13 protein-coding genes are annotated in these 13514 nt (G+C 65.1%); 5 read left to right on the top strand and 8 right to left on the bottom strand.

What is annotated here, in order from left to right:
* Positions 1-369 precede the first annotated feature (369 nt).
* Positions 370-696, top strand: coding sequence for a hypothetical protein (locus DBR47_RS20205; RefSeq protein WP_124453451.1), 327 nt, complete (start codon positions 370-372; stop codon positions 694-696).
* A 137-nt stretch (positions 697-833) separates the two neighbouring features.
* Here DBR47_RS20205 and DBR47_RS20200 read toward each other — a convergent pair whose 3' ends face one another.
* From DBR47_RS20200 to DBR47_RS20180, 5 genes are all read right to left on the bottom strand, one after another.
* Positions 834-1292, bottom strand: coding sequence for a VOC family protein (locus DBR47_RS20200; RefSeq protein ID WP_197047185.1), 459 nt, complete (start codon positions 1290-1292; stop codon positions 834-836).
* Between the two features lie 39 nt (positions 1293-1331).
* Positions 1332-3389, bottom strand: coding sequence for a CHASE2 domain-containing protein (locus DBR47_RS20195; RefSeq protein WP_197047184.1), 2058 nt, complete (start codon positions 3387-3389; stop codon positions 1332-1334).
* On the bottom strand, positions 3367-3987 hold the full coding sequence (locus DBR47_RS20190) for an OmpA family protein (RefSeq protein ID WP_124453448.1): 621 nt from the start codon (positions 3985-3987) through the stop codon (positions 3367-3369). The genes DBR47_RS20195 and DBR47_RS20190 overlap by 23 nt, the downstream gene beginning before the upstream one ends.
* Entirely contained in the window at positions 3987-4469 is a 483-nt protein-coding gene (locus tag DBR47_RS20185) for a FecR domain-containing protein (RefSeq protein ID WP_124453446.1), read from the bottom strand. Before DBR47_RS20185 ends, DBR47_RS20190 begins: the two co-directional genes overlap by 1 nt.
* Before the next feature lie 88 nt (positions 4470-4557).
* Positions 4558-5781 (bottom strand): 6-phosphofructokinase, encoded by a 1224-nt coding sequence (locus tag DBR47_RS20180; protein WP_124453444.1) that lies wholly within the window; start codon positions 5779-5781, stop codon positions 4558-4560.
* Between the two features lie 183 nt (positions 5782-5964).
* Here DBR47_RS20180 and ald point away from each other — a divergent pair, with 183 nt between their 5' ends.
* Entirely contained in the window at positions 5965-7080 is a 1116-nt protein-coding gene (ald, locus tag DBR47_RS20175) for an alanine dehydrogenase (RefSeq protein WP_124453442.1), read from the top strand.
* A gap of 107 nt (positions 7081-7187) precedes the next feature.
* Positions 7188-7499: a YqjD family protein gene (locus DBR47_RS20170; RefSeq protein ID WP_124453440.1), complete on the top strand. Its 312-nt coding sequence runs from the start codon at positions 7188-7190 to the stop codon at positions 7497-7499.
* Here DBR47_RS20170 and DBR47_RS20165 read toward each other — a convergent pair.
* A complete protein-coding gene (locus tag DBR47_RS20165) occupies positions 7486-8943 on the bottom strand; it encodes a HAMP domain-containing sensor histidine kinase (RefSeq protein ID WP_124453438.1) in 1458 nt (485 codons plus the stop codon). The genes DBR47_RS20170 and DBR47_RS20165 overlap by 14 nt on opposite strands.
* A complete protein-coding gene (locus DBR47_RS20160) occupies positions 8940-9638 on the bottom strand; it encodes a response regulator transcription factor (RefSeq protein ID WP_124453436.1) in 699 nt (232 codons plus the stop codon). The genes DBR47_RS20165 and DBR47_RS20160 overlap by 4 nt, the downstream gene beginning before the upstream one ends.
* Positions 9639-9843: 205 nt before the next feature.
* Here DBR47_RS20160 and DBR47_RS20155 point away from each other — a divergent pair, with 205 nt between their 5' ends.
* A complete protein-coding gene (locus DBR47_RS20155) occupies positions 9844-10224 on the top strand; it encodes a DUF3060 domain-containing protein (protein WP_124453433.1) in 381 nt (126 codons plus the stop codon).
* A gap of 59 nt (positions 10225-10283) precedes the next feature.
* Positions 10284-11117 (top strand): MipA/OmpV family protein, encoded by an 834-nt coding sequence (locus tag DBR47_RS20150; RefSeq protein ID WP_124453431.1) that lies wholly within the window; start codon positions 10284-10286, stop codon positions 11115-11117.
* A 22-nt stretch (positions 11118-11139) separates the two neighbouring features.
* Here DBR47_RS20150 and DBR47_RS20145 read toward each other — a convergent pair whose 3' ends face one another.
* Entirely contained in the window at positions 11140-13368 is a 2229-nt protein-coding gene (locus DBR47_RS20145; protein ID WP_124453429.1) for an EAL domain-containing protein, read from the bottom strand.
* Positions 13369-13514: the final 146 nt, after the last annotated feature.

Here is a 13514-nt window from a genome sequence, read left to right as displayed (position 1 = left end):
GGCTGCTGCGGTCCGGTGACTTTCCGCGTTGGGAAAGATTCTGAGGGGGCGGCCGGATGCAAGGTGCCCATTGCGGGCATTCGGCCCTGCTCAATGAATTCACCCAACCGGCCATGAGCGGGTGTTCGTGAATGACTGCAATGCGCCACGCAGCCTTGCGCCAACGACGATGAGCCGAGGAGATTGGGGTGCCAAGTAAGTTCTAACCCGCGCCGCTTTTGTCGGAATATTTAGTACCCTTGCAACCGGGCCTCGAAGGGAGAAAACAGTGACTATCCAAGGACTTGCGTCAGTCAAGCTTCGCTTAGTTATACGGACAGCGCCGATGTTAGAGCGCAGCTCTTGTCGCCCTGCAACAGGTTGGAGCGCATGAAAAGCAAAGCGATGAAGTTCGTACCAAGCGCAGTCTTGCTGGCAACCGCGCTACTGCTTGCATGGCCGCACGCGCAGCAGTTCTTGGCCGTCGATGCATGTTTAGACTCTGGCGGCAGTTACAACTACACCGCCGGCGCCTGTGATCATCAAGCATCGCATCCGCACGCCGCAACGGCGGGCGGCTGGTCACTCTGGCTCGCGGCAGTGCTCGTTCTATTTGCCGCTCTAGCGCCATATCTCATCAGGCTTTGGATCGGCCGTCATGCGCTCCAACAAGGCGTTCAACGTGACGGCCCCGCCTCCAGCGGGTCCGCGCGTTAACTTTGGCGTTGAATGACCGCCACTGGGATGCGGGGCAGTCACGACGAATGTCCGCAACGGGCACAAAGCCAAAGTCATGCCCCCATATTCGAACCCGACGGCCCTGCCCAAGCCAAGCGCAGGCCCTTGCCGGCCTCTCAAGCCGGATCGCGCACCCTTTGCGTGAACCACCACATATGCCCGTCGGGGTCTTTGGCGCCGTAGCTGCGATCGGCCCAGTACTCGGGGCCGTAGTCGTGCAGGGTGGGCTCGGCGATGATTTCGGCGCCTGCTGCGCGGGCTTGCTCGCAGTGCGCGTCGACGTCGTCAACAAACAGCATCAGGCATTGGCTGTTGGCTCCGCCCAGGTGCAGGGGGCTGCGGCAGGGGATGCCGAATTTGGGCTCGCGCTGCGCGCCGCCTTCGCCCACCATGATCAGTGCCTCGCCGAACATCAGCTGGCTGTGCAACACATGGCTGCCGTCGGGGCTCATGACCTTGAGGGCGACTTCAAAACCAAAGGCTTCGACCAGCCAGTCAATCGCGGCCTCGGCCTTGTCGTAGAACAGGGTGCTGCTCAAGCGTGGCCAGCCGGCCGGTGGGTTTTTCATGGACATGGTGGATGCTCCGGGGGAGTGAGTCTGTGAGCCGGGATGCTACAGCTGGAACACCTCGACCGGGGCCTCGCGCCCGCGCACATGGACCTCGCCCAGGCTGGTGCAGGGGCGGCTTAAAGGCCAGGCGCTGGATTCTTTGGCGATGGCGGCTTGGGTGCTGGCGCCGATCAGGATGTCGGCGCCGCGCTCGGCACACAGGGCTTGCAGGCGGGCGGCCAGATTGACGGCATCGCCCAGCACCGTGTAGGCGCGGCGCTGGCGTGAGCCCAGGTCACCCACCACCATATTGCCGCTGTTGATGCCGATGCTGATGGCCAACTGGGGCCAGCCGCGCGCGGCAAAGCGCCGGTTCAGTTCGCCCAGGCGCTCATGCATGGCCAGGGCCGCTTCCACCGCGTGGCGGGCATGGTGAGCGTCGGCAAGCGGTGCGCCCCAGAAGGCCATCACCGCGTCGCCCATGAACTTGTCCAGGGTGCCGCGGTGGCGGCCGATGATGCCGGCCATGGCGCTGAAGTACTCGTTCATCAACTCGGCCAGCTCGGTGGGATTGAGGTGTTCCGACAGGCCGGTAAAGCCTTTGACGTCGACAAAAATCACCGTCAGCTGGGCGCTGCGGCTGGCCATGGTGTAGCGCTCGGGGCTGCGGCTCATCTCCTCGACCAGGGCCGGGGGCAGGTAATGGCCAAACAAGCGTGTCAGCTGCCGGCGGGCGCCGCGGGCGCCAAAGTTGGCGATCACCAGTTGCAAGGTGGCCATGCCGGCGATCAGGCAGAGTGGGCTGGCCAGGGGCCAGGCCTCATGCCAGCCCTGCCAGGCCCAGAGATTGAGGGCCAGCAGGGCCAGCAACAGCCCAGCCAACAAGCCGCTGCTTTGCGCAAAACTCATGCGCGGTGAGGCCAGCAGCAGGGGCAGGCCGATCAGCAGCAGCAAGGCCACTTCTAGCAAGGGGGCGTGGCTGGGCGTGTGGGCCAGGCGGCCGTCCAGAATGCCGCTGAGCATGCTGGCATGCACGGCCACGCCCGCGTAAGAGGGCTGCAAAGGTGTGGCACGTTGGTCCAGCAGGCCCGGCGCGCTGCTGCCCAGCAGCACGACGCGGCCGCGCAAGGCGTTCGGCGCGAGGCGGCCGGCCAGCACATCGGCGGCCGAGTAGTGCGCGTAGTCGCCGCTGCGGGCGCGGAAGGGGATCAGGGCCGCACCTTCGTCGTCGGTGTGCAGGCGCAAGGGGCCGCGCGCTGTGTTGAGCTGCAGGCCCAGCCAGTGCCCGTCCTCGGCGTATACGGCTTGCATGGGCGGCTGCATGCCGGAGGTGCCCAACAGGGTCTGGGCCAGCACCAAAGGCAGGGAGGCGTAGATGCCGCCGTCTTGGCGCGCCAGCAAGAGGCTGCGGCGGGTGATGCCGTCTTCGTCCGCCACCGCATTCAAAAAGCCAGCTTGGCCGGCGGCGGCCTGCAGCCGCGCCAGATTGCCGCCATGGCCCTCCCAGCCGGGCAGGGCTTGCAGAGCCGGGCTGGAGGCCGTCATGGCCGGGGCGGGCAGGGCGGCGCTGCGCGCGGAGTTGCGGCCGTCGGAGAAATAAAAGCCCAGCACCACTGGGTGCGCTTGCATCACCTGGGCCAGGCGGCCGTCCTCGTCCAGCTTGGGGCGCAGCAGGGCCAGCTGATCGGCAAAGGCGGCGTTGGCCCGCAGGGGGCCGGCTTCCAGGCGTTCGAGCGCCAACAGGCCGGAGCTTTCGTCGGCTTCGGCCAGGATCAGGTCCATGCCCAGCAGCAGGGCGCCTTGGTCTTTGAAGCTGGTTTCGATCAGCTCGGCGATCAGGCCTCGGCGCCAGGGCCAGCGGCCGTGCTCGGCCAGGGCGCGCTCGTCGATGTCGACGATGACGATGCGCGGGTCGGGCTCGGTGGGTGCCAGCAGGGCGAGGCGTGCGTCGTAGAGATAGCGATCCAGGGCCTGCACCGGCGCCAGCTCCAGATAGCGGGTGGCGTGCGCCAGCAGCAGGATCAGCAAGACGCTGCCGCCCAGCCAGCGCAGCCAGGCCAGGGCCCGGGTGGAGGCGCTGGCTTGGCTTGGGGCCGGCTTACCTGAGCTTGATTTCGACACGTCGGTTGCGCGCCTCGGCCACCTCATCGGCCGTGGCCACCAGGGGCTCGCGTTCGCCGCGGCCGGCCACCGTGATCTTCTCGCGTGGGATGCCTTGGCGCACCAGCAGCTCGCGCACCGTCTCGGCGCGCACCAGGGAGAGCTTGTCATTGGCTTCGACCGAGCCGACCCGGTCGGTGTGGCCGATGACGACCAGCTCGCCGCCATTGAGCGACATCAGGGCATCGCGCACCAGGGCCACGACGGGGGCGGTCTCGGCCGTCAGCTCATTCGAGTTGGTCCGGAAGTTAACGATGAAGCTGTGCGGCTTGGTGGGCTGCATGGCCAGCAAGGCGCCGTACTCTTTTTGCACCGTCTCGGCATTGCTCTGGCCGGCTTTGAGTTCACCGGCCGTGCCTGCGTCAACCTGGGCATAGCTTTGATCCAGGCGCAGGCTGGCACCGCTCGTGGACTGCACCGTCACCACGCCGCTGGGGCTGCCATCGGCCTTGGGCAAGAGGATCACCCGTTCGCGCGGGGTTTGGCAGCCTTGCAAGGCCAGCAGGCCCAGCAAGAGGGCGGCGCCCAGGGCAGATCTAAGAAATTTTGAGGCGGGCATCAGCTCTCGTCTCCGGGCGCGTCAATGATGAATTCGGTGCCTCGCACGCCCAGCACCACGCTGCGCGCCTTGAACGTGACCTTGTCGGGCGCCTTTTTGGTGATCAGACCGCTGACCACATGCAGGCTGCCGCGCGAGAGGGTGGCGTCCATGCCGCCCTCGTGGGTGGTGGGGTTGAAGCTGAAAGCGCTCAGCAGCAGGCTGCTGTTAGGGCCGGCGGTGAGCAAGGTGTCGTCGTTGAGCGTGAGCCCCGCCGCGCCATCGGCGCCGGTGCGCAGGCGGTCGCCTTGCTGCAGCACCATGCCTACCTGCACGGGCAGGGTCTGGCCGGCGCGGTCCAGGCTGACCTGGCCGCTGAGGCGTTTGACACGGCCTATGCCCTCCTCGGCCTGGGCCGCGCCGCAGGCCAGCAAGGCCAGGGCAGATGCCAAGGTACAAGTGAGTAGGCCGCGTGCAAACGATGGGGTGTTGAAATTTTTCATGGCAATCCCTGAGGGAGTGAGGGAGTGAGGGACTCAGTCTAATTCCTCCCCGTGTCGGCGCCGTCCCCTGTTTGGGTCGGTCGGCGTGTCAACCGCCGGAGGAGTTCAAAATCTTGGCCACCGGATTGGGCCGCAGACGGAAGGCGTCGGGCATGCCCGAACCCAGCAAGGGGCGCAGATAAAGCCGGAAGGCATCGGTCACATCGGTGCCGCTGGCGGCGATGAACACGTCTTCCATCACCCGGGTCTTGCCGGCCACGGCGCTCAGGGGCAGCAGCTCGTAATCGACCGAGTAATTGCCCACCCGCTTGATCGCGACCGAGCCATCGCGCGTGCCGTGGAAGGCAAATTGCACCGCTTTCTCGCCCACCTCGCGGGCCTCGCGTTGGTCCACATCGGAGACGCAGCCGATGAAGCTGCGCTGCAAATAGCCAAAGGTGTCGCCCCGCACCCGCTTGATCTTGAGGCGGGATTTGATTTGTTCGCATAGCAGATCGGCCAGGGCGCCGGTGCCGGAAAGCTGCACATTGCCATGGGCGTCGCGGTCCAGCTGGGGCGCGAGCTGGGCGAGTATGGGTTCACCGGCGGCATCGTGTATGCCCTCAGACACAGCGATGACGCAGCGGCCATGGCGCTCGTACACGGCCTTCACATCGGCCAGAAAGCGCTCCAACTCGAACACCCGTTCGGGCAGATAGATCAGATGCGGGCCGTCGTCGGGGAACTTCTTTCCGAGGCTGGCGGCCGCCGTCAAAAAGCCCGCGTGGCGGCCCATCACCACGCCCAGGTAGACGCCGGGCAGGGCGGCGTTGTCGAGATTGGCGCCGGCAAAGGCCTGGGCCACAAAGCGCGCGGCGGAGGGGAAGCCGGGCGTGTGATCGTTTTCCACCAGATCGTTGTCAATCGTCTTGGGAATGTGGATGCAGCGCAGCGGGTAATTGGCGGCGGCCGCCTCCTCGCTGACGATGCGCACGCTGTCGGAGGAGTCGTTGCCACCAATATTGAAAAAGTGCGTAATGCCGTGGGCCTGCAGCACCTGGAAGATCTGGTGGCAGTAGGCGGCGTCGGGTTTGTCGCGGGTGGAGCCCAGGGCGGAGGAGGGCGTGCCGGCCACCAGCTCCAGGTTGTGGCTGGTTTCCTGGCCCAGGTCGACGAAGTCTTCGTTGATGATGCCGCGCATGCCGTGCCAGGCGCCGTAGACGGCCTGAACCTGGGCCTGGCGCCGCGCCTCCAGCACCACGCCCACCATGGACTGGTTGATGACGGCGGTCGGCCCGCCGCCCTGGGCGACGAGGATCTTGGCTGGTTTCATGCTTGAACTCCGCGGGTGCTTGCTGGCGATGGCCTGAGTTTGCACCCAGCACCCGGCCCGCCGCACATCAGTTTCCCTTATGACTCTGAAGCGCCGCAGATGCAGCTTCACTTTCTTGGGCGCTAGTCGTACAAATCAGCGTCCAAATCAAGAAGCAATGGCCGCAGCGCCAAGGAGACAAGCATGAAGATTGGTTGCCCCAAGGAAATCAAGAATCACGAGTACCGCGTGGGCCTGACGCCCGCCAGCGTGCGCGAGCTGACATCGCGCGGGCACTCGGTGCTGGTGCAAACAGGGGCGGGCGCCGCCATCGGTTTGCTGGACGAGCACTATGTTGCGGCCGGTGCCAGCTTGGCGCCCGATGCGGCCACGGTGTTTGCGCAGTCCGAGATGATCGTCAAGGTCAAGGAGCCGCAGCCGCAGGAATGCGCCATGCTGCGCGCGGGTCAGATCCTCTACACCTATCTGCATCTGGCGCCCGACCCGGAGCAGACCGCGGCCCTGGTCAAGAGTGGCGCCATCTGTATCGCTTATGAAACCGTCACCGCACCCGGCGGCGGCCTACCCCTGCTGGCCCCCATGAGCGAGGTGGCGGGCCGCATGTCCATCCAGGCCGGCGCGGCCCATCTGGAAAAAAGCAAGGGCGGCATGGGCGTGCTCTTGGGCGGAGTGCCCGGCGTGGCGCCCGCCCATGTGGTGATTTTGGGCGGCGGCGTGGTGGGAACCCATGCCTTGCAGATGGCGGTGGGCATGGGCGCCCGCGTCACCGTGCTGGACAAAAACGTGGACCGCCTGCGCCAGCTCGATCTGGTGTTTGGCAATCGCATCAGCACCCAGTACTCCAATGTGGCGAGTGTGGAGGAGGCGGTGCTGTCGGCCGATCTGGTGATTGGCGGCGTGCTGATCCCCGGCGCGGCGGCGCCCAAGCTGGTGACGCGCGAGCTGATCTCGCGCATGAAGAAGGGCGCAGTGGTGGTGGACGTGGCCATCGACCAAGGCGGCTGCTTCGAGACCTCGCATGCCACCACCCATGCCGAGCCCACGTTTGTGGTGGACGGCGTGGTGCACTACTGCGTGGCCAATATGCCCGGTGCCGTGGCGCGCACCTCCACCTTTGCGCTCAATAACGCGACGATTGGTCATGCCGTGGCCTTGGCCGACAAGGGTTGGAAGCAGGCGCTCAAAGACAACCCCCATCTGCGCGCCGGCCTGAACGTGGCCCAAGGCCATATCACTTATGAAGCCGTTGCCCGGGACTTGGGATATGCGTTTATGCCCCCAGATAGTCTTCTCGCCTGAGCTGCGCTATGGTGGGATCAGCGCCTGATTCTTGGCCGGGCCGAAAGGCGCCGGGCTTTGCCCAAGCCCGGCCTTTTTCTTCAACACAATATCAAGGAGTGAACCCCATGAATGAAATCAACACCGTTCAACGCGACCGCCTGATGGCCGATCTGCATTCCGTGGTCGCCGAGGCCGAAAGCCTGCTGCGTGCGACGGCGGGTTCGGCCGGCGAGGGTGCCTCCGAGTTGCGTGCCAAGGTGCAAGACAGCCTGGACCGCGCCAAGCGCAATCTGGCCGATCTGCAAGATGCTGCCGTTGAAAAAGCCAAGGCCGCGGGCCGCGCCACCGACGCCTATGTGCATGAGAACCCCTGGCAGTCCATCGGCGTCGCCGCCGGCGTGGGCCTGCTGCTGGGCATGTTGATCAGCCGACGCTGATGCCGGCGCTTGGGCTTGCGCCTGTGCCTCGGTCCGGGGCCAGACGCAGGCGCAGGCCCACCCCGCGGCCGCTCAGACCGGCCACAAAATCCAACTCGGCCTGCATGCGGTCGGCCACGCGTTTGACGATGGCCAGGCCCAGGCCCGTGCCCTGCTCGCTGCTGCCTGGGATTCGGTAGAAACGCTCGAACACACGTTCGCGCTGGGCCTCGGCGATGCCGCGCCCATCGTCTCTCACGCACAAAATCAGCGAGTCTTCGACGCTCTCTAGGCTCACCTCCACCCGACCGCCGGGGGCGGTGTAGCGGATGGCGTTGTCGATCAGGTTGTCGGCGATGGAGCAAAAGCCCTCACGTTCCAGGCTGAACGGCAGCTTGTCAGGAGCTTGCAGAGACAGCTCAACGCCGCGCGGCCGCGCCAAGCCCGCCAGCAAGGCCACCCGGCCGCGCAGCAGATCGGCAGCGTCCAAGGGGCTGGCCGTCCAGGGGCTTTGCTGGGCCTCCGCCTTGGCCAGGGATAACAACTGGCTCAGCAGATGCGAGACCCGGGCGATGCCTTGCTTGAGCGCATTGGCCGCGCTGTTGCGGGACTGCGGGTCTTGCTCGCTGAGCAGCAGATGCGCTTGGGCATTGACGGCGGCCAAGGGCGTGCGCAGCTCATGCGCCGCGTCGGCCAGAAAGCGGCGCTCGGCTTCCAGGCGCTGGGCCTCGTGGGCCAGCAACTCATTCAATTCCTTCAGCACCGGGGCCGTCTCGGCGTAGAGGCGATCCACCTGCACCGGGGCCAGATCGCCGGCGCGGCGCTGCGAGATGCGCTGCGCCAATTGGCGCAGGGGGGCAAGCCCGCTGCGCACCGAGATCCAAATCACCAGCCCGTGCCAAAGAAACACGCCCAGCTGGCCCTGCAGCACGGCGGCCAAGACGGGCAAAACGGCTTTGAGGCTGAGGCTCTCGGCCTCGGCTATTTGCAAGGTCAAGCGCCCCTGGCTGTCGGCCATGCTGCCTACCAGCCAGGCTTGGCCGCCCCACTTCGCTTGGCTCTGCGCTTCCATCCTGGGCGCCAGGGCATGGCTTGGGGCTTTGGCGCTGCGGTAGAGCAGGCGGCCGTCCCGGCTCCAGACCTGGTAGAGCGGCGCACCCAGCTCGCCCAGCAGATCGCGCCCGCTGGCCTTTAGCAAAGCCTGTTCCGTCGCCCGCATGGCCTGCGGCAGCGCGGCCTCGTCGTGGACGCTGGCGCTGGCGGCCTCGGCCAGAATGCGGCCCTGCTGTTGCAGGCGCTCCTTGATCTCTTCATGCCCGACTTGCAATGCCTGCCAGGTGAAGAGAGAGGCCAGCACCAGCCAGGCCAAGAGCAGGGCCAGGGCTTGCCAGGCGATCAGGCGGGAGATCAGCGAGGGATAGTGGCTGGCTGCGTCGCCCCGCTGCCGCTTTGCTTTGTCTGTCATCTTGCTTCTGCCTGCGGGGCCGCGCCTTCTTCGGCGGCCGGCAAGTCCAGCACATAACCCACGCCGCGCACCGTGCCTATCCAGGCGTTGCCAAGCTTTTTGCGCAGCTTGTAGACATGCACGTCGGTGGCATTGCTGTCCAGCGTATCGGCCACGCTGTGGCTGGCCTCGATCTGAGCGCGCGTCAGCACACGGCCCGGCTCGGCGGCCAAGGCCAGCAAGATTTCGTACTCGCGCACCGAGAGCTTGACCTCCTGGCCGTCCAGCAGCACCCGTCGGCGGCTGGTGTCTATGCTCAAGGGTCCCAGCTGCCAGACATTGCTAGCCTGCCCGCTATTGCGACGCAACAAGGCGCGCACACGGGAGAGCAGTTCCTCCATTGCAAAAGGCTTGCCCAGATAGTCATCGGCGCCAGCGTCCAAGCCCAGCACGCGTTCGCCCACGCTGTCGCGGGCGGTGATCATCATGACCGGCGTGGACCGCCCGAGCTTTCTGAACCAGGCCAGCAAGTCCAGGCCCAACTCATCGGGCAGGCCGATGTCCAGCAGCAGCAAGGCGTAGTCGGCATCGATCAAGAAACGCCGGGCGTCGCCGCCATTGCGCAACCACACGACCTGATAGCCAGCCATGGTGAGCACGCGCTGTAGCGAAGTGCCCAGGGGGATGTCGTCTTCAACAAGAAGGATGTTGGGCATGCTGGGCCGTGCTCTTGGATGCGTCTAGAAGCGAGGTTATGGGTTGCAGCGGCGGATTCTAGAAGCGCGCGCCAAGCGCCCGAGCGCTTGTGCCCGCTGCGCTTCATCAAGTCTTCATCTGCGAGTGAGCCCGGCCTCGCTTCATCCAGCCTTCATTTGCCTGACAGCAGACTGCGCAGCGTTCTTCCACTCCTATGTGTTTGCCATGAAACAGTTTCTATCCGGTCGCCGCCGTCTCGTGTCGCTCAGCCTGCTGTGCATGCTGGGCCTGCTCTCGGCCTGCGGCGGCAGTTCCGAAGAAGACGGTCGGGTGCTGATCGATGGCCTGGGCTTGAGCGTCAATGTGGACAAGTCCGGCCTTTATGACATTGAGATCAGCGGTGCTCGCAACGAGGTGTCCGTCGCCGCCACCAGCACGGTGGCCAAGCTGCTGATCACCGGCTTTAACAACACCGTCCGCGTCAAAGCAGGCGCCAGCATTCAGCACATCGACTTCAGCGGCAGTGGCAACACCGTCTATGTGCCGCGCGGCTTCAAGGCCAAGGTCAGCAAGGCCGGCGCCAACAACGATGTGATTGAGTTTTGAGCCGCTCGTCCCCGAGCTTGCCCAGCACCTTCGCCATTCAATTCACTAGAGATCCCATCATGCAAATTGCTGCCATCATCTGCCTGCTGTTCTGGGGCGCCGCTGCGCTGAGCGCCCGAGCTGAAGCGCCTTCCACGCCAGCTATGCAGAACGCCCATGCATCCAAGGAATCGACCACAAGTCCTTGGGCCCATCGTTGGGGCCTGGGCTTCGCGGCCTTTCCGAAATACCCCGGCTCGGATCGGCTTTGGGCTTTGCCGGTGCCGCTGCTGGAATCGCGCTACCGCGAGCGCTTTTTCATCAGCACGGTGCACGGGCTGGGAATCGAGGGTCAGGTCTTGCCAGGCCTGCGTTTGGGCGCCTCGCTCCTGCCGGATCTCTACCTGCGCCGCAGCCAGGATCTGCCCGATCGCTTTGCCAAGCTCGATGAGATCAAGCTGGCCGCCGCGCTGCGACTCAGTGCCGAGTTGAGCCATGGACCGTGGGTGATGCAATGGGTCAGCAGCACGCGGCTGGGGCGCTTGAATGCTTGGGGCAAACCGGCCGAGCGGGGGAGTTCGCTGCAGGTGGAAGGGGGTTACGGCCTGGTGGCCGCGCCCGGCCTGGCCTTGGCGGCCGGGGTGTCCGCGCAATGGATGGATGCCCAATTGGCCAACACCTTGCTGGGCATCAATGCCGCGCAAGCGGCGGCCACGGGCCAAGCTGCTTACACCCTGGGTTCCGGCATCAAGAATGTGGGTCTGTTTGCACGCGTCCACTACCAGTGGGACGAGGAGTGGCAGCTGCAAGGGCGTTTGGCCGTTCAACAGCTGCGCGGCGATGCTGCCGGCAGCCCGCTGGTCCAGCGGCGTCTGCAGCCCGAGCTGTTCTTGAGTCTGAGCCGCGGGTTCTGAGATCGAGGATAGAAGAAGCGACTCAGCTGGGCTGAGTCTGCTGCTCCATCCAGCGCTCCAGCTGCTCGGCGGCCATGGGGCGGGCGAACAGATAGCCCTGGCCCTCGTGGCAGCCCAGGGCCAGCAATTGCTGGCGCTGTTCTTCGCCCTCGATGCCTTCGGCGATCACGGTCAGGCCCAGGCCGCGGCCCAGATTGATGACCATTTGCGCGATGGTGGAGCCGGCCGTGGAGCTTTGCGCCTCGCGCACAAAGGCGCGGTCGATTTTGAGCCGGTCCACATCCAACTGGCGCAGATGGCTTAGCGAGGAGAAGCCGGTGCCGAAGTCGTCGATGGCGACGGTGATGCCGCAGCGCTTGATTTCAGACAGCACATGCATCACCAGCTCGGTGTCCTCCATGGCCATGGACTCGGTGATTTCCAGTTCCAGATTGCGGCCGTTGATGCCGATGTCGCGCAGGGCGCGCAGCAGCATGGACATGAAATCAGGGTGGCGGAACTGCGCCAGCGAGACGTTCACACACATGCGGAAGTCGGGGTAGCCCAGCTCCAGCATGCGTTTGACCTGGTGACAGGCGGTGCGCAGCACGAATTCACCGATGCTGATGATGAGGCCGGACTTTTCGGCCAGCGGGATGAACTGATCCGGCGGGACAAAATTGCCTTCCTCGGTGCGCCAGCGCAGCAAGGCCTCGGCGCCGATGGCGCGGCCGCTGCTGAGCTCCACCTGAGGTTGGTAGACCACGAAGAGGCGGTTTTCCTCAAAGCCGGCGCGCAAGCCCTTGAGCAGCTTGAAGCGCTCGCGCGCGTCGGTGCCCATGGCCGGAGAGAAGTATTGCGAGGAGCCGCGGTGTTGCAGCTTGGCTTGCTTGAGCGCGATTTGCGCATCCAGCAGCAGCTCCGAGCCGACCGCGGCTGAGTCTTCCAGGCGCACCAGGCCGGTGGTGGCCGAAAGCTGCAAGCGCTCGCCCGAGACCGAGAACTGTTCGCTAAAGACGGCTTGAATCGCCTCGGCGCAGACTTGTTTGCTGGGGCCTAGCAGGCCGAAGGTGTCGGCACCGACCCGCGCCATGGCGGTGTTGAAACCCAGCTTCTCGCCCAGACGCACGACCACGGCCTGCAGGACCTGGTCACCGAAATGATGGCCGAAGGCGTCGTTGATGTCGGAGAAGTCGTCAATATCGATCAGGGCCAGCGTGATGCCGTCCGGATCCTTGAGGTTTTTGTCCAGCAGCTCGACAAAACGATTGCGGTTGGGCAGGCGCAGCAGCTGGTCGTTATAGGCCTGGTCCAGCAACTGGCTGTAGAGCACCACATTTTCCAGGCCTACCGAGATATTGGCGCAGAAGGCACGCAGCAGGCGCTGATCCAGCTCGCCCAGCTTGCGGCCCACATCGACCAGAGCGGCCATGGGCCGGCCGTTGGAGAGGCCGAAGTAAAGGCAGGTGCCGTCTTCGTAAATGTTCTCGCGGGCTTCCAGGCAGCGCTGCAGAGGTTCGCGCACCGAGGCAATCGGCACGGTGGCCAGGGGGCAGTCCATCAATCCGCTGTACTGACCGGCGGCGGCAACGATGCGCACATCGGTGTTGGCATCGGTGCCCACCTGGGCGCAGACCAAGCCCTCGGGCAGGATGCCCAGCATGGCGCAGATCTGGGTCACCACGCCTTCTGAGAAGCGGTGCAGGCCGCGCAGGCGGCTCAGCTCGGTGCTGGCCTCGACAATCATTTCCAGACCCCGTCGGTTCGCTTCCAGCGAGCAGATCTGGCGGTAGGAGCGAATGGCGGCGGTCAGCACCGTGTACAGCCGGGTGCGGGTCAGCTCGGACTTGGTCTTGTAGTCGTTGATGTCATAGGCCTGCACCGTTTCGATCTCGGGGGCATAACCCGGTTGACCCGTGCGCAGCACGATGCGGATGGAGGCCAGCTGCAGATCGTCGCGGATATAGCGCACCAGCTGCAGGCCTGAATCTTCAGACTCCATCACCACGTCCAGCAGCACGACGGCGAGGTCGGCCTCGTGGGCCAGCACATAACGGGCTTCGGCGGCGGAGCTGGCATGCAGAAAACTCAGCGGCAAACCCTCGACCAAGAGGCCTTGCATGGCCAGTTCGGTGGCTTTGTGAACGTCGCTGTCGTCATCGACGATCAGGATGCGCCAGGGGTTGCCGAGAGCGGCAGGGTCCCGTTCGCCCGGTTCCGGGCCATCCAGGAATTCCAGCAAATCGTCATCACCCTGGGTCTCAGAGCGCATCGGACTGTGTGTCTCTTGCATGGGGGGGGCTATGCTCCAGCCGATAGATTGACAATGGTGCAAGGGTATTCGATTCTTTCCGACATCGCCATGCTCGCGGTGGCGTCTTCGCCGCATTCAAGAGACGAAGTGCTCGGTTATAAACG

This window comes from Paucibacter sp. KBW04, assembly GCF_003852425.1.
GTDB lineage: Bacteria > Pseudomonadota > Gammaproteobacteria > Burkholderiales > Burkholderiaceae_C > Paucibacter_A.
This window is presented reverse-complemented; position numbering and strand designations above follow the sequence as displayed.